This is a genomic window from Labrenzia sp. 5N, assembly GCF_012395805.1.
Classification (GTDB): Bacteria; Pseudomonadota; Alphaproteobacteria; order Rhizobiales; family Stappiaceae; genus Roseibium; species Roseibium algicola.
In genome coordinates this window covers 51,274-66,875 of sequence record NZ_JAAZTM010000005.1, presented here as the reverse complement: position 1 = coordinate 66,875, position 15,602 = coordinate 51,274, and the positions used below count along the sequence as shown (strand labels likewise).

Annotated in this window: 17 protein-coding genes; 11 read left to right on the top strand and 6 right to left on the bottom strand. The window is 60.6% G+C overall.

Translation table 11 applies throughout. The annotated features are described in order from the left end of the window. The first annotated feature begins 428 nt into the window (after positions 1–428). The 4 genes from HEP89_RS07710 (at position 429) to speB (ending at position 3,556) form a co-directional block, all read left to right on the top strand. Positions 429–1,490, top strand: a complete 1,062-nt coding sequence (locus HEP89_RS07710; RefSeq protein WP_168691724.1) for a histidinol-phosphate transaminase — start codon at positions 429–431, stop codon at positions 1,488–1,490. 81 nt (positions 1,491–1,571) lie between these two features. Beyond that, positions 1,572–1,889 carry a heavy metal-binding domain-containing protein gene (locus HEP89_RS07705; protein WP_023002348.1) on the top strand — a complete coding sequence of 106 codons (318 nt, stop codon included), beginning with the start codon at positions 1,572–1,574 and terminating at the stop codon, positions 1,887–1,889. Between the two features lie 7 nt (positions 1,890–1,896). Next, a complete protein-coding gene (locus HEP89_RS07700; protein WP_168691723.1) occupies positions 1,897–2,487 on the top strand; it encodes a GNAT family N-acetyltransferase in 591 nt (196 codons plus the stop codon). Between the two features lie 109 nt (positions 2,488–2,596). Beyond that, positions 2,597–3,556, top strand: coding sequence for an agmatinase (gene speB, locus HEP89_RS07695; RefSeq protein WP_168691722.1), 960 nt, complete (start codon positions 2,597–2,599; stop codon positions 3,554–3,556). A 57-nt stretch (positions 3,557–3,613) separates the two neighbouring features. Here speB and cysK read toward each other — a convergent pair whose 3' ends face one another. From cysK to dut, 3 genes are all read right to left on the bottom strand, one after another. Continuing rightward, complete coding sequence (gene cysK, locus HEP89_RS07690) at positions 3,614–4,573, bottom strand: cysteine synthase A (protein WP_062485814.1); 960 nt, start codon at positions 4,571–4,573, stop codon at positions 3,614–3,616. Positions 4,574–4,717: 144 nt separating this feature from the next. Then, entirely contained in the window at positions 4,718–5,374 is a 657-nt protein-coding gene (locus tag HEP89_RS07685) for an HAD family hydrolase (RefSeq protein ID WP_209014517.1), read from the bottom strand. Further along, positions 5,374–5,823 (bottom strand): dUTP diphosphatase, encoded by a 450-nt coding sequence (gene dut / locus HEP89_RS07680; protein WP_023002343.1) that lies wholly within the window; start codon positions 5,821–5,823, stop codon positions 5,374–5,376. The genes HEP89_RS07685 and dut overlap by 1 nt, the downstream gene beginning before the upstream one ends. A 175-nt stretch (positions 5,824–5,998) precedes the next feature. On the opposite strand from dut, the gene HEP89_RS07675 reads away from it, so the two are divergent. From HEP89_RS07675 to HEP89_RS07665, 3 genes are all read left to right on the top strand, one after another. Beyond that, a complete protein-coding gene (locus HEP89_RS07675; protein ID WP_208992429.1) occupies positions 5,999–6,418 on the top strand; it encodes a hypothetical protein in 420 nt (139 codons plus the stop codon). Positions 6,419–6,439: 21 nt separating this feature from the next. After that, on the top strand, positions 6,440–7,021 hold the full coding sequence (locus HEP89_RS07670) for an OmpA family protein (protein WP_077291318.1): 582 nt from the start codon (positions 6,440–6,442) through the stop codon (positions 7,019–7,021). 226 nt (positions 7,022–7,247) lie between these two features. After that, the gene (locus HEP89_RS07665) at positions 7,248–8,036 is read left to right on the top strand and encodes a class III extradiol ring-cleavage dioxygenase (RefSeq protein WP_168691720.1); all 789 of its coding nucleotides are present in this window, start codon (positions 7,248–7,250) and stop codon (positions 8,034–8,036) included. Between the two features lie 134 nt (positions 8,037–8,170). Here the strand turns inward: HEP89_RS07665 and coaBC are convergent, their stop codons facing one another. Beyond that, complete coding sequence (gene coaBC, locus HEP89_RS07660) at positions 8,171–9,397, bottom strand: bifunctional phosphopantothenoylcysteine decarboxylase/phosphopantothenate--cysteine ligase CoaBC (protein ID WP_168691719.1); 1,227 nt, start codon at positions 9,395–9,397, stop codon at positions 8,171–8,173. A 36-nt stretch (positions 9,398–9,433) separates the two neighbouring features. Then, a complete protein-coding gene (locus HEP89_RS07655; RefSeq protein WP_023014453.1) occupies positions 9,434–10,657 on the bottom strand; it encodes a penicillin-binding protein activator in 1,224 nt (407 codons plus the stop codon). 189 nt (positions 10,658–10,846) lie between these two features. Between HEP89_RS07655 and rsmI the strand changes: the two genes are divergently transcribed. From rsmI to HEP89_RS07635, 4 genes are all read left to right on the top strand, one after another. Then, positions 10,847–11,761, top strand: coding sequence for a 16S rRNA (cytidine(1402)-2'-O)-methyltransferase (rsmI, locus tag HEP89_RS07650; RefSeq protein ID WP_168691718.1), 915 nt, complete (start codon positions 10,847–10,849; stop codon positions 11,759–11,761). Next, entirely contained in the window at positions 11,761–12,165 is a 405-nt protein-coding gene (locus HEP89_RS07645) for a YraN family protein (RefSeq protein WP_168691717.1), read from the top strand. Before rsmI ends, HEP89_RS07645 begins: the two co-directional genes overlap by 1 nt. Positions 12,166–12,534: 369 nt before the next feature. Continuing rightward, the gene (gene gshB, locus HEP89_RS07640; protein WP_023002334.1) at positions 12,535–13,479 is read left to right on the top strand and encodes a glutathione synthase; all 945 of its coding nucleotides are present in this window, start codon (positions 12,535–12,537) and stop codon (positions 13,477–13,479) included. Between the two features lie 97 nt (positions 13,480–13,576). Further along, positions 13,577–13,906 carry a hypothetical protein gene (locus HEP89_RS07635; protein WP_023002333.1) on the top strand — a complete coding sequence of 110 codons (330 nt, stop codon included), beginning with the start codon at positions 13,577–13,579 and terminating at the stop codon, positions 13,904–13,906. 542 nt (positions 13,907–14,448) lie between these two features. On the opposite strand, the gene hppD is transcribed toward HEP89_RS07635, so the two are convergent. After that, positions 14,449–15,561 (bottom strand): 4-hydroxyphenylpyruvate dioxygenase, encoded by a 1,113-nt coding sequence (gene hppD / locus HEP89_RS07630; protein ID WP_168691716.1) that lies wholly within the window; start codon positions 15,559–15,561, stop codon positions 14,449–14,451. Positions 15,562–15,602 lie beyond the last annotated feature (41 nt).

The following is a 15,602-nucleotide window of genomic DNA, read 5'->3' as shown; positions in this document are numbered from 1 at the left end:
CGGCTTTTTCCGTCTTTACCACCCCCTCACCCACACCCTCACCATCGTTATCCCGGACGTAGCGCAGCGAAGATCCGGGACCGGGGAACCACCAACGCGTGGCTGCAACAGGTTAGCGTCCATATCGAAACGTTCGTGCCTCCCCGATCCCGGCTCGCGCTTCGCTTGGCCGGGAAGACGACGTGAGGTTGGTGACAGAATTACTTGGAAAGCGGCCTACCATTTCACGAGTGCGGAGAGGCCCTGGAACAGCACCCTCCCGGCCCCACCGAAGGCTTGAACCTTTCCCGCCCCGAGACGCAGTGGTCTCTGCGCGTAGCAGAGCTTCGGCAACGCCGGAAAAGAACAACGTCAAAATCACTTTTACCGCACCGGTTTGGCGCCTATTGTGCGAAAAAACCACAGTAATTTCCGTCAGGATACGGTCCATGAGCAGGTTCTGGAGCCCCATAGTCAGCAAGCTGGTGCCCTATACGCCGGGTGAGCAGCCAAAGGACCGCAGCTTCATCAAGCTGAATACGAACGAGCATCCCTATGGCCCGTCGCCCATCGCGCTCGGGGCAATCCGTGCAGCTACCGAAGACAGCCTGAGGCTCTACCCCGATCCGTCAGCCGGTTCATTGCGGGCAACGATCGGGGCAAGCTTCGGTCTGGGCGTGGATCACGTTTTTGCAGGCAACGGCTCGGACGAAATCCTGGCCCATGCCTTTCACGGATTTTTCAGTGGCAAGGACAAGCTGCTGTTCCCCGATATCACCTACAGCTTCTACAAGACCTATTGCGAGCTTTACGGCATTTCGCACCGTTCTGTGCCACTCGATGATGATTTCCGGATTGATCCGGCCAGTCTTGGTGGGCCGTGTGGTGGCATCGTGCTTGCCAATCCGAACGCCCCGACCGGCATTGCGCTTGATCTTGCAGCGGTGCGAAGCGTTCTTGAGCAAAACCCGGATGTGGTGATGCTGGTCGACGAAGCCTATGTCGATTTCGGCGCGGAGAGCGCCGCTCGTCTGGTTCCCGAGTTCGACAATCTTCTGGTGGTACAGACCTTTTCCAAGTCGCGCGGCCTGGCGGGCCTGCGTGTCGGATTTGCTCTTGGTCAGCCGCACCTGATCGAGGGACTGCAGCGGATCAAGGACAGTTTTAATTCGTACCCTCTCGACCGCCTGGCACTCGCGGGAGCCGAAGCCTCCTGGCAGGACACCGCCTGGTTCGAGGAGACCCGGCGCCTTGTGATCACGGAACGGCATCGGATGGCGGAAGGTCTGCGCTCTCTCGGGTTCAACGTGCTGCCGTCGGCAGCCAATTTCCTGTTCGTCTCGCATGAAACAAGGGCAGCAGGGGATCTTCTGACAGGCCTCAGGGATGAAGGCATTCTGGTGCGCCACTTCAACAAGGACCGCATCGACAACTGGCTGCGCATTTCCATCGGCACGGAAGAGGAAGGCGAGGCCTTGCTGAAGGTGATGGCGGGACTTGTCGCCGGCTAACCTCTTCCAATCCAGCCATTTCTTGCAAAACCAAGAGGACGAACCCATGTCTCGAACATCGGTTCAAAAGGGAGACAATGCATGCTGGTCACCACCACCAACACCATTCAGGGCAAGGATCTGGACTACAAGGGTCTGGTGACGGGCGAGGCGATCCTTGGCGCGAATATCTTCAAGGATTTCTTTGCCGGCATCCGTGACATTGTCGGCGGCCGCTCCGGTGCGTACGAGGAAGAGCTTGGCAAGGCGCGCAAGATCGCCATCGACGAAATGTGCCAGCAGGCCCAGGCAATGGGTGCCAATGCGGTGATCGGCGTCGACCTCGATTACGAAACCGTAGGCCAGAACGGCTCCATGCTGATGGTCAGCGCCACAGGGACCGCGGTCTTCATCCGCTGATCCTGCCATGTCATCCGACATTTTCATTTCTCCCGGCTTCCCGGAAGACCAGCGGCCGGTTGCCGCCCGCCTGTTCTGGCAAGCCTTTTCCGGCAAGCTCGGCAAGGTACTGGCCCCGGAAGAAAAAGCGCTTCGACTTGTCGAGCGCATCCTCAACCCGGATTTTGCCATCAGCGCTCTCGACCGGGAGGGACGGCTGCTAGGCCTTGCCGGTTACAAGACCCGGGACGGGGCTCTTGCCGGCGGCAGCCTCGCCGACATGACGGCGGTTTACGGAACGTTCGGTGGCCTCTGGCGAGGACTTCTTCTGGAAGTTCTGGAACGCAAGATTGAGCCGGACTGCCTGCTGATGGACGGCATCTTTGTGGCCGAAAGCGCCCGCGGCCGCGGCATCGGCGGCACCTTGCTGAAAGCCATTGGCGAAGAAGCACGCCAGCGTTCGCTCACCCGTGTGCGGCTGGATGTGATCGACACGAACCCAAGGGCAAAAGCTCTTTACGAGCGCTCGGGGTTCAAGGCGGTTGGGGAAGAAAAGACCGGGTTTCTCGAACTTCTGTTCGGCTTTTCCTCCGCGACACGTATGGAAAAGCAGGTTTAGGGAGTTCAGCTAGCTTCAGAGCCAGTAGTTTTTTGGTTGCCTCAACCCCGCCCTTTCCCCTCTTCTGCAATGATGCTCTAGTTGGCCGGTCCCCAACAGGAGCCTTTGAATGTCCTCACACGGTTATGAAAGCGGGCGGTTGAACCTGCCCTTTGTCGGCATCTGCACCTTCGGCAAGTTTCCCTATCAGCCGGATTGGGACGCCATCGATGCGGATGTTGCCGTCATGGGGGCTCCGTTCGACTTCGGCACCCAGTGGCGTTCGGGCGCGCGCATGGGGCCGCGCGCGATCCGGGAGGCCTCGACGCTGTTTTCCTTCGGCCATGCGGGCGCTTATGATTTTGAGGACGACATCACCTACCTGCCGGCGGAAACGACCCGCATTGTCGATCTGGGTGATGCCGATATCGTCCATACGGACACGATTGAAAGCCACAGACGCATCGAATTCGGCGTACGCAAGATCCTTAAGGCCGGCGCCTTGCCGGTGGTGCTGGGCGGGGACCATTCGGTCAACATTCCTTGCATCAACGCCTTTGATGGCGAAGACCCGATCCACGTCGTTCAGATCGATGCGCATCTGGATTTCGTCGACGAACGACACGGCGTGCGCTATGGCCACGGCAATCCCATGCGCCGCGCGGCGGAAAAACCCTATGTCACCGGGCTGACGCAGATCGGCATTCGCAACGTCTCCTCCACCTCGCGCGATGGCTACGAGGATGCCCGCAGGATGGGCTCCGACATCCTGTCCGTGCGTCACGCCCGCAAGCTCGGCACCGAGGCGCTTCTGGCGCGGATACCGGCCGGAAAGCGCTACTACCTGACGCTTGACATAGACGCCTTCGATCCGTCCATCGCACCGGGCACGGGCACGCCGAGCCACGGCGGATTTCTCTATTATGAAGTGCTGGAGCTGCTCGACGGTCTGGCAAGGCAAGGCGACATCGTCGGCATCGATCTGGTGGAAGTTGCGCCGGACTATGACCCGACCGGTTCCACAAGCACCCTTGCGGCACAGGTTCTCATGAACACCATCGGCAGGGTTCTGCATCACCGCAAGACATGAAAAACCCCGCCGGCCGGAGTGAACCGGCCGACGGGGTGAAATTTCGCGCCTGGATGCTCACAGGCCGTCGAACAGAGCCGTGGAAAGATACCGTTCTGCGAAGGACGGAATGATCACCACGATGTTCTTGCCTTCCATGCCTTCGCGCTGACCGACGCGGATGGCAGCGGTGAGCGCGGCGCCGGAAGAAATGCCTACCGGCAGGCCTTCGGTCTTTGCCACTTCCCGGGCCATGGCGAAGGCATCTTCGTTGGCGACGGTCTGGACTTCATCGTAGACGGAGGTGTCGAGCACGCCCGGCACGAAACCGGCACCGATGCCCTGGATCTTGTGCGGGCCGGGCTGGCCACCGGAAAGCACGGGGCTGTCGGCCGGTTCGACGGCAACGACGTGAAGGCCCGGCTTGCGTTCCTTCAGCACCTGGGAAACGCCGGTGATGGTGCCACCGGTGCCGATGCCGGAGACGAAGACGTCAACGCCGCCGTCGGTATCGTTCCAGATCTCTTCCGCGGTAGTGTTGCGGTGGATTTCAGGGTTGGCGGCGTTTTCGAACTGCTGCGGCATCACCGCGCCGTCGATTTCACTGATCAGTTCCTCGGCGCGGGCGATTGCGCCCTTCATGCCTTTTGGCCCTTCGGTCAATTCCAGCTCGGCGCCCAGGATCTTGAACATCTTGCGGCGTTCCACCGACATGGTCTCCGGCATTACCAGGATAAGCCGGTAGCCCTTGGCGGCAGCGACAAATGCCAGCGCGATGCCTGTGTTGCCGGAGGTCGGCTCGACGAGTGTGGTCTTGCCCGGAACGATCTGGCCGGCCTGCTCCATCGCCTCGATCATCGCAACGCCGATCCGGTCCTTGACGCTGGAAATCGGGTTGAAGAACTCAAGCTTCGCCAGGAGGTTGCCCTTGACACCGTGCGCCTTGGCCAGTCGGTCCAGCCGGACGATCGGTGTATCGCCGATGGTCTCGGTGATGGAGGAATAGATTTTTCCGCGACCACTGGTCTTGATCGTCATGGCAGGTCTCCCAAGTTGGCCGGATCTTCTTCCGCCGGCATCGTTCGACTATCGGAGCGATAAGATAGTACGGGTTTCGGCAAGTTATAAGGGGCCGAAAGCACCTTTGCGATCCTGCGGGTAAAACCTTTTTCCAGAAAAGGTTCAGGTCTTGGAAAAGAGCAGGTCCGGCAGATCCGCCATTGCCTCGAACAGGACGGCCCCGGCGCCCTGCATGGCCTCGCGGTCGCAAGCGGGATCCTCGACAAAGGCATAGACGCCCATGCCCGCTGCCCGGGCTGCCAGAACGCCGGGCAGGCTGTCCTCGATTACCGTACAGTTTTCCGGGGCGTGGCCCATGGTGCGTGCTGCCAGCAGGAACACATCCGGCGCGGGTTTGCCGCGCTCGCAGTCCTGTGCGGAAAACAGCCGGCCTTCCAGCCGGGGCAGCAGACCGGAACTGCCGAGCGTTGTGCGCATCTTTTCATATTTGCCGGAAGACCCGACGCAATAGGCGACGTCGCGCCGGTCGAGTTCGTCCAGCACGCCGGCGACGCCTTCGATCGCCGGAACACCCGCCTTGAAGCTCTCCAGATCGCGCAGCCGCACCTGGTCCGGCCAGTCGGTGGGGAGTACCTGACCTGTCAGGTCTTCGATCATGGACTGCACGTCTTCCAGTGTCCGTCCCATGAACCTGCGCTGACAGTCCGGCCCGGTCATCGGAACGCCAAGCTCGCTGATGATCGCGGCCATGTTGGCGTTGGCCATGCGTTCCGTATCGACCAGAACGCCGTCGCAATCGAATATGATCAGCTCGGACATCACGCGCGGCCAGTCGAACCGAAACCGCCGGAACCGCGCTCGGTCTCCGAGAGGACCTCGACTTCGACAATGTCCGCCTGCAGAACAGGTGCAATCACCATCTGGGCGATCCGGTCTCCCCGTGAAATCTCGAAGGGGTCGTCACCGAGATTGATCAGGATCACCTTCACCTCGCCGCGGTAGTCGGCATCAATGGTGCCCGGCGTGTTCAAGACGGTGACGCCATGTTTGGCGGCAAGGCCTGACCGGGGGCGAACCTGAGCCTCGAAACCCGCGGGCAGAGCCATGGCAAGACCAGTTGGCACCAGGGCACGGGCACCAGGTGCAAGGGTTATCTTGCCGTCAACGGCTGCCAGAAGGTCAAGTCCGGCGGCCAGCACCGACTGATAGGCGGGCAGTGGCAGATCGCGACCGTGCTCCAGTCGCTTCAGTTCCAGGGTAACAGGCATTGAAAGTGTCCGGCAGTGAGCGTTGCTGGCGAGTGACGATATTCGCCGGTCCGTGTCAAGGCTGGCGGGCATTCACGAAACTTCGCATGAAAATCAGATATCTACTTGAAGTCGTAATCTTCACCTGAAACACTCTGACGCATCGTAACGTGCCAGCGATTGGGAGATTGGCAACATGAGACGATTGATTTTTGCATTTACCACCGGGTTGATGCTGGTCGCTGCACCGGCTGCCTTCGCCCAGACCGTCGGCTATGCCGACGCCATCAAGATCCTGGCCGCCAGCTGTGGCAAGGACATCGAATCCTATTGCAAGTCCGCGACACTGGCCAACAACGGCATCACTCAGTGTCTTGAACAGAATCAGTCCAAGGTTTCGGAAAAGTGCAACGCCGACCGTCTGGTCGTGACTTCACTCATTCAGGCACGGCTGGCGGCCCAGGCGGAAGCGCCCAAACTGTGCCAGCGCGATGCCGCGCAATATTGCAAGGGCGTCAAGGCCGGTGCGGGCCATCTTCTGCGCTGCCTGCTGAAGGCCCAGCCTTCCGTCAGCGAAAAATGCAACACGGCCATTGACCTGGCCGGCTACCGCTAACACGGCACCGGGAGATTTTTCATGAACAAGATGCTTCTGGCCGGTTTGTCGGCCGCCTTTCTCGCCGTGTCCGCTTCGGGCCTTGTGGCCCAGACCAAGCTGAGCCGCAACGAGATCATCAACTCCCTGCAGGGGGCCCAGCAGAAGGTCGACCTCACGGCCGACGAACTGCAGAAGGCAGCGCTGGAGAATATCCAGAAATATCCGGGTGCGAACGCTCCCAACACTCTGCCGCTTGCCGACAAGCTGGCCTCTTTGCGCCAGTTCAACGTGGAAATCACGTTCGATTTCGACAGCGCGCGCATTCGCCCGGAATCCTATGAAACCGTTGGCCTGATCGCGGATGCCCTGCACACGCCTTATCTGCAGGGGCAGACTTTCTTCATCGTCGGTCACACGGATGCAAAGGGTGCACGCGAATATAACCTGGAACTTTCGCTGAAACGCGCGCAGGCGGTGCGTGAAGCACTGGTGACCACATTCCGCGTACCGGGCGACTATCTCTTCGCTGTGGGCCTGGGTGAGGAGCAGCTGCGCGATCCGTCCAAGCCGGATGCCGCCATCAACCGGCGCGTTCAGCTGATCAACCTGGGTTACAGGTAAGGGCCGCTCGGGCGGGTTTGGGCCAGGCGTTCTGAAGCCCGCCTGATACCGGCAAGCAAGGACACATACCGCTCCCGTAAGCGGAAGCGGTATGGCTGAACAGTGGAAATCGAAGGCCGGGATTGTTCACATGTGTCGAACGAGCCTTCTTCCCTTTCTGGTCTAATCCTTCCGGCCGAATAGCTTATCTTCTCGGGTAGAAACAATTCTCCCGAGGAGTGGTCCCATGACGGCTACACCAAACCGTATTTCGCCCGTCTTTTTTGCTCACGGTGCGCCAACCCTGGCACTTGAAGACACCGCTGCCAGCCGGTTCCTGAAGAGTTTTGCCGCAAGCCAGCCACGCCCCAAGGCAATCCTGATCCTGTCCGCGCATTGGGAAACAGACGGTTTGAAGCTGTCGGCACCGGGACCGCTGCGGACCTATCATGACTTCCGCGGTTTCCCGCGCCCGCTCTACGAGATCTCCTATCCCGCAAAGGCCGATGTGGATCACGTCGACGAAGCGGCACGCCTCCTGGAAGCTGCCGGCCACGATGTGGAACTCGACAGTCACTGGGGGCTTGATCACGGCGCCTGGGTGCCGCTGTCGCTTGCCTATCCGGATGCCGACATTCCGGTCGTGGCGATGTCTCTGCCGCACGGCAGCACGCCTGCATCCCTCTATGCCCTTGGCCAGGCGCTGGCACCTCTCAAGGACAAGGGCGTGTTGCTGGCAGGGTCCGGCAGCACCACGCACAACCTGCGTGAATTCGGGCCGCAAGGCTCGCCAACGCCTGTGTGGGCGTCTGATTTCGACCGCTGGCTGGACGATGGCCTCAAGTCAGGATCGATCGGATATTTCGACGATATCCAGAGCGCTCCGAACTTTCGCCGCAACCACCCGACGGACGAGCACCTTCTGCCGCTGTTCTTCGCCTTTGGCGCAGGCGGAACGGATGCAAAGGCCCAGCTTCTCCATAGAAGCTACGAGTACGGCTCCATCAGCATGAGCTACTTCCGCTTCGCAGCCTGACCAGCCCCATCGACCGCCCCTGCTCCGGCAGGGGCGCAGGCCAGCAGAACGGTTCCGGTGAAAAAAGGCAGAAAGCTGCCGGTCAGAAGCACCCGTCCTTCATCGCTTAGGTTTGTGAAACAGTTTGGCTCGGCTCAGTCCGAGCCGAGCGCCTCGGCTGCGCGGGCGATGATCCTGCGGGCTACCTCACCCTTGTCCATTTCCGGCCAGTCTTCGACGCCGTCACGGCTGACGACGCGAATGGTGTTGGCGTCGCCGCCCATGATGCCTGTCTGCGGACTGACGTCGTTCGCGATGATCCAGTCGGCCTTCTTGCGTTCCAGCTTGCCACGGGCATTGTCGATCAGGTTTTGCGTCTCGGCGGCAAAGCCGATCAGCAACTTTGGCCTCAGGTCCGGATGATGACCGACAGTCGCCAGAATGTCCGGGTTTTCCGTCAGCTCCAGCGCGGGCGGTTTGCCGGTCCCATCCTTTTTGATCTTCTGGGCACCCTCGCTCGCGACACGCCAGTCGGCGACGGCGGCGGCCATGATGGCGATATCCGCCGGCAGGTTGCCTTCCACCGCCTTCAACATCGCGGAAGCGGACTCCACGTGGATGACATCGATATTGGCCGGGTCCGGCAGTGTTACCGGGCCGGACACCAGCGTTACCCGAGCGCCCGCTTCATAGGCGGCGCGGGCCAGCGCATGGCCCTGCTTGCCGGAAGACCGGTTGGCAATGTAGCGGACGGGGTCGATCGGCTCATGGGTCGGGCCTGAGGTGATCAGAACATGCTTTCCGGCAAGCGGCAGGCTGCCGGCCCGGATCGCCTCTTCCCGCAGCACGGCCTCGGCAGTTGCCACGATCTCCAGCGGCTCGCTCATCCGGCCGGTGCCGGCTTCGCCCCTTTCCGCCATTTCGCCGGATGCTGGGCCGCAAAAGGCAATGCCACGCGCCTTGAGTATCGTCCGGTTACGCTTGGTCGCCTCATGCTGCCACATCTTCGGGTTCATGGCAGGGGCAACCAGAACAGGCTTGTCGGTTGCCAGCAGAACCGCTGTCGCCAGATCGTCGGCAATCCCGTGGGCCATCTTGGCCATCAGATCGGCGGTGGCGGGCGCTATCAGGATCAGGTCGTGGTCGCGGGCCAGGCGGATGTGGCCGACGTCGTGTTCGGCCTGCCGGTCGAACAGGTCGGTGAAGACGGTTTCCGCGGCCAGAGCCCCGGCAGCCAGAGGCGTGATGAACTCTTGCGCGCCCTTCGTCATCACCGGGATCACCCGGGCGCCGCGTTCCTTCAGCCTGCGGATCAGGTCAAGGGACTTGTAGGCAGCGATACCGCCGCTGATGATCAGGACGATCTGTTTGCCGCTCAGCATCTTAACTCAGCACTCCTAGGGTGTCGGCGGATAAGATCAGAATCCGGTGCGGAAATCCCGTGGTGCCGGAGAAATCACCTGTGTGCCCTGCCCGGTGATCTGATAGACGGCAAGGCCCCGCTGGTTGAGGCCATTGGATTGGAAGCGGAACAATCCGTCAATGCCGATGAAGCCATCGCGGTTTGTGATGATGTTCTGCTGGAAGCGCTGCTGTCCGGCGGAGCGGATCAGGCCCGCGGCCAGCGTGACACCGTCATAGACCAGGCTGGCATTGCGCGGCGGCGCGGAGCCATAGATGCTCTGGTAGCGTTGGGCAAAGGCCAGGAAACCCTTGTCCTCCGGCCCGGCGAACCAGGCACCGGCAAGCACCGGGTTGTTCTTGACCTGGGGAGAGTCCCACTGTCCGGTACCGAGCAATTTCACATTGCCCAGATTGGCGCCCTGGCTGACCAAGGTCTGCACGACAACCGCCGGCACACCGCCGCCGGCCGGTACGAACAGGGCGTCTGCATTGTTCAGAACCGATTTCAGCGCCGTGGTCTTCGCAACAAGATCGGATGTGTCCGATCCGTTCATGGAATAGCGCTGGATCGATGCGATCCTGCCTGCTCCTCGGCCGACTTCCTGGCGGAACGCCGCCTCGACGATGGCACCATAGGAGCCTTCGGGGATCAGGGCGGTATAGGAATGTCTCTTCTGGCTGTTGGCATAGCCGACGACCCGTTTCACGTCGCTTTCCGGCAGGAAGCTGAGCAGATAGACGCCCCGGGATGCGACGGAGGTGTCGGTAGAGAAGGCAATGACCGGAACGCCGGTTGCCCGCGCAGCCTGCGCAGCGCCGGATACCGCTGGTGAGAACACCGGGCCAAGGATCAGTTCCGCGCCTTCCGAAATGGCGGCCTGCGCTGCCGCGCGTCCGCCTTCGGACGTGCCGCCGGTATCTTTCACCAGCAACTGCACATCCGCGCTCGGGAAGTTCTGCAGCGCCAGTGAGGCGGCGTTCTTGAAAACCGTACCGATGGAGGCATTGCCGTCGGAGCTTGCCAATGGCAACAGCAATCCGATGCGCACCCCGCCCGTGCCGATGATTTCACCAGTCGGTTGCGGCTGGGCACTTGGCTGGATCTGGTCACCCGGCAGAGAGCCGAGCGTGGACCCCATGCAGCCACCCAGCAACATCGTGCTGGCTCCAGCCAGCGCCGTTTTCAAGAAAACACGTCTGTGCTGTTGCACGATGTCGCCCCGTCTTGCACTTGCCATATTTGTTGGTTCACCCTTTGGGAAAGACTTACGTATTCGCTACAGGCCTGTAAAGATTTAGTGGCCTTTCAATGGCATATCGGCCCGATCAACGGTGGATTTGCCTTGCATCGGTTGTATTGAAAGGCTAGCGCAAGGGCGCAAACGGGGCCGATGCTGCAATTCGCGGCGGAAAAGAGGAAAGGCGACATGGTCAAGGAAACAGCCGGGCCGGCTGCGGACAAGAACCGCTACAGCCTCTCCGAACATGTCTTCACTGCACCCAATCTGGAACCTGCGCTCTACATCGTCTCCACGCCGATCGGCAACCTCGGCGATATCACCGTCAGGGCCCTGGAAACGCTTGCTGCAGCAAGCGTAATCGCTTGCGAGGATACGCGGGTCACGGCAACGCTCACCCAGCGGTTTTCGCTGAAGACGCCGCTTCTCCCCTATCACGAACACAATGCCGACAAGCAGCGGCCGAAGATCCTGGAAACTCTGGCTGACGGCCGCGCCGTGGCGCTGGTGTCCGATGCTGGCACGCCCCTGGTCTCGGATCCGGGCTACCGGCTGGTGCGTGATGTGGTCGCAGAAGGGCATAAAGTCATCCCGATCCCCGGTGCGTCGGCGCCGCTGGCTGGCCTTGTCGCGGCGGGCCTGCCGAGCGACACGGTGCTTTTCGCCGGCTTCCTGCCTCAAAAGGGAGGCCCGAAGACCCGACGGCTGGAAGAGCTGGCCAAGGTGCCTTCGACGCTGATTTTCTTTGAATCGCCCCACCGCACCGCCGCGACCCTGGCGCTGATGGCGGAACTGCTTGGCCCCGGCCGCGAAGCCGTCGTTGCGCGCGAGCTGACCAAGCGGTTCGAAACCTTCGAGCGTGGCACCCTGGAAGATCTGAGCACCCGGTTCGAGGGCCGGCAGGTCAAGGGTGAAATCGTCATTCTTGTCGGTCCGCCGGAAGACAAGCCGGAAGCCGAGGTGGACGATCTGGATGCCTTGCTGAGTGAGGCGCTTACCGAAATGCCGGTCAGTGCCGCGGCCAAGAAAATCTCGAAAGCGACGGGGCTTGACCGCAACGAGGTCTATAAACGCGCGCTGGAACTGAAGGCGGACGACGCCTGATGGCACGTCGTCCCGGCGGAGCCGGAAGGCAACCGGCAGAAACCGATCGCCGCCGCCGGGCACATGCCCTGGGCCTTTCTGCCGAAACCCTTGCCGCCTGGTACCTGCGCCTCACCGGCTGGCGCATTCTCAAGCGCCGCTACAAGACAAAGGCTGGCGAGATCGATCTCATCGCCAAACGGCGCAAGACAGTCGCATTCATCGAGGTCAAGGCCCGCAAATCGCGGCAGGCGGCGCTGGAAGCCGTCACGCCCGCCAGCCAGAAGCGCATCTCGCGTGCCGCGAAGATCTTCGTCACGGAACACCCGAAGGCCGGGTTCTTCACCCTGCGTTTCGATATTATCGTCGTCCGGCCCCGCGCCTTGCCCGTGCGGATCGTGAATGCGTTTCAGGCCTGGGAGTAGTTCGGGACGCAATTTTTTGGCTGCCGAGAAAATTCACCTTCGGCGTCACGCCGGACAAACGGAGCGCAGATCCGGGGCTTGCTCGCTGCCCTGCTTGCTCACAGTGGTCTCAATGTCCCGGATATTTGCTTCGCCTTACGAGCACTCTTGAAACGACCAGGCCCCGGGTCTTCCGTCGGTCGCCAGGGTGACGCTGATTATGGCCGAGAGACTTCACCTTGTTTGACGGTCCCCGAAATGACGGGAACCGAAGTCGGATCCTTCTGACCTCCCCCTCTGGACAAAGCCGACTGCGCACCGCATATCTGGACCAATCGTTCTGAAAATCCCAAAGGCGCTCAAGTGGCGCCGCCCGCCGGGAGTTGCCTCATGGCTTTGAAAGTTGCGGTCCAGATGGACCATGTTTCGTCCATCAACATTGCCGGCGACAGCGCCTTCGCAATGATGCTGGAAGCACAGTCTCGCGGACATGAACTTTATCACTACACGCCCGACCGTCTGGCGATGCGCGGTGACGAAGTGTTCTGCGCACTGGAGCCGATCGAAGTGCGCGATGTGAAGGGTGATCACTTCACATTGGGTGAAAAGAGCCGGTTCAACATGCGCGAGATGGACGTGGTGCTGATGCGCCAGGACCCGCCGTTTGACCTGTCCTACATCGCCGCGACCCATATTCTGGAAAAGATCCATCCGGACACTCTGGTGGTCAACGATCCTGCAGCCGTTCGCAACGCGCCTGAAAAGCTGTTCGTGACCGAATTCGCCGACCTGATGCCGCCGACCCTGATCACCAAGGACAAGTCGGAAATCGATCTGTTCCGGAAGGAATACGGCGACATCGTCATGAAGCCGCTGTTCGGCCATGGTGGCGCGGCCGTCTTCCGCATCACCCAGGACGACCTCAACTACGGTTCGCTCTACGACTTCTTTGCCGCGACCTTCCGCGAGCCCTGGGTCATCCAGCAGTTTCTGCCCAATGTGAAGCACGGCGACAAGCGCATCCTGCTGGTTGATGGCCAGTTCGCCGGTGCGGTCAACCGCGTTCCGGCCGCGGGCGACCTGCGCTCCAACATGGTGCGGGGCGGTGCGCCGACCGACAGTGAGCTGACCGAGCGCGAACGCGAGATCTGTGCGCGCCTCGGGCCTTCGCTGAAGGAGAAGGGCCTGATCCTGGTGGGGATCGATGTCATCGACGGCAACCTGACAGAAATCAACGTCACCGCCCCCACAGGCATCCGCGCCATCCGCAATCTCGGCGGACCGGATGTGGCTGGCATGGTCTGGGACGTGCTGGAAGCGAAGGTGAAGGGCTGAGCAGCCCTTCCTGCCAGCCAGTTCGAATATCCGCTTGACCTCAATTTAAGTTGAGGTTGTAGAGCTTTTTCTCCTTTCAAATCCCAAGGAGAAAAGCATGAAATCGGACACGGAATCCCGGCCTATCTACCGCGTTGACCGCTTTGAAGTGCCGCTCGAGGCGCGAGACGTTCTACTGGAACGGCTCAATGTCATTCGCGGCCTGCTTCAGAACATCGAAGGGTGCCGCCAGAACCTCGTGCTTGAGCAGCCTTCCGGCGAGGGGATGGCAAAATTCGTCACCTTTGTCGAATGGCAGAACGAAGAGGTCTTTCTGGAGGCGAAAGCCCGAATTGCCGATGAATACCGCAAGGTCGCGTTCGACCCGCAGGCCTTCCTGAAGCAAATCGGTGCAAAGGCAGTCATGGCGAACATGAACGCTGTCTGATGTCTGACGGCACGAACGGGAATACCCGTATGCGGAGGCCGCGCGCTTAGCCCACGCCGAGGCGAAAAAAAACCTCCGCATGGGGGTGCGGAGGTATAAAGAGTTTGTGCTTAGACAATGCAACAGAGGGCCTACTCGGCAGCCTCTGTATGTAAAACCCGTTCCACATGGAATCGTTCCTTGGAAAAACGTGATTCACGTGAAATTTTTCAAGTTTCTACTTCAGGCTGTCGTTATCGTATTGAAAATACGGGATTAATCCGGCCAAGGACGCTCAAGATTTTTTTCCATTGATACCCGCTGAAACCCCGGATCGCGCTGTCAGCGAGGCGCAACACCCGGAAATGGCGTGACTTTTCGTGTTCCCCCGGGGCATGTCGCTTGGCAGGGCGGCCACTCCCTCGGGCCGTGCAAACAAGATCAAGTCCTGAGCCGGATCCGGGCTTTGCTGCATCGGAAAAAGAAAAATCTGAACCGCAGGGCAAAACAAAGGCCGCTTTCCCGAAGGACAGCGGCCTTTCAGAAGCAACCTGCAAGTGGGATTATTCGGCTGCTTCAGTCTTGATGACGCCGCGGCGGATCTGGTCTTCCTCGATCGATTCGAACAGGGCGCGGAAATTGCCTTCGCCAAATCCTTCGTCACCCTTGCGCTGAATGAACTCGAAGAAGATCGGGCCGATCACGGTCTTGGAGAAGATCTGCAGCAGGATCTTGGTCATGCCGCCGTCGATCACACCCTCACCATCGATCAGGATGCCGTGGCGCTTCATCCGCTCGATCGGCTCGTCGTGGCCGTTCACCCGGGCATGGGACATCTCATAATAGGTTTCCGGCGGGCCGGGCATGAATTTCAGGCCGTTGTCCGCCAGAAGGTCCGTGCTCTGGTAGATGTTGTCCGTGCCGACAGCAATGTGCTGGATACCTTCGCCGTTGTACTTCTTCAGGTATTCCTCGATCTGGCTGGTATCGTCCTTGGATTCGTTCAGCGGAATACGGATCTTGCCGCAAGGGCTGGTGATCGCGCGGCTGACGAGACCGGTGATCCGCCCGTCGATGTCGAAGAAATGGATCTGCTTGAAGTTGAACAGGTCGCGGTAGAAGTCCCACCACTTGTCCATGTTGCCGCGATAGACGTTGTGGGTGAGGTGGTCGAGATAGTAGAAGCCGACGCCCTGCGGCTTGGGGTCGAACTCGCCCAGCCAGTTGAATTCACTGGAATAGGCCGAGCCTTTGGCGCCGTAGGTATCCACGAAATAAAGCAGCGAGCCGCCGATGCCGACAATTGCCGGAACGTCCAGGGTCTTGTCGTCGCCTTCATAAGGCGTCGCGCCTTTGGCAACCGCATGCTCGAACGCCTTTTGCGCATCGACGACGCGCCAGGCCATGGCAGGTGCACAAGGGCCGTGCGTGTCGACGAACTTCATGCCGAAGCTGCCCGGTTCGGCATTCAGCACATATGTGACGTCACCCTGGCGATAGAGCGTGATGTTCTTGCTCTTGTGCTTTGCAACGGGGAGGTAGCCCATCTTGCGGAACAGTTCGTCCAGCTTTTCCGGTTCCGGATGGGCGAATTCGACAAATTCGAAGCCATCGGTCCCTGCCGGATTTTCAGACGTGATCTGTGCCGGCGGCGCGTCGTGCGGGAACGGTCCCATGAAAGTCCTCCTCGGTAAAACGGGTCATTGCAGACAGAATG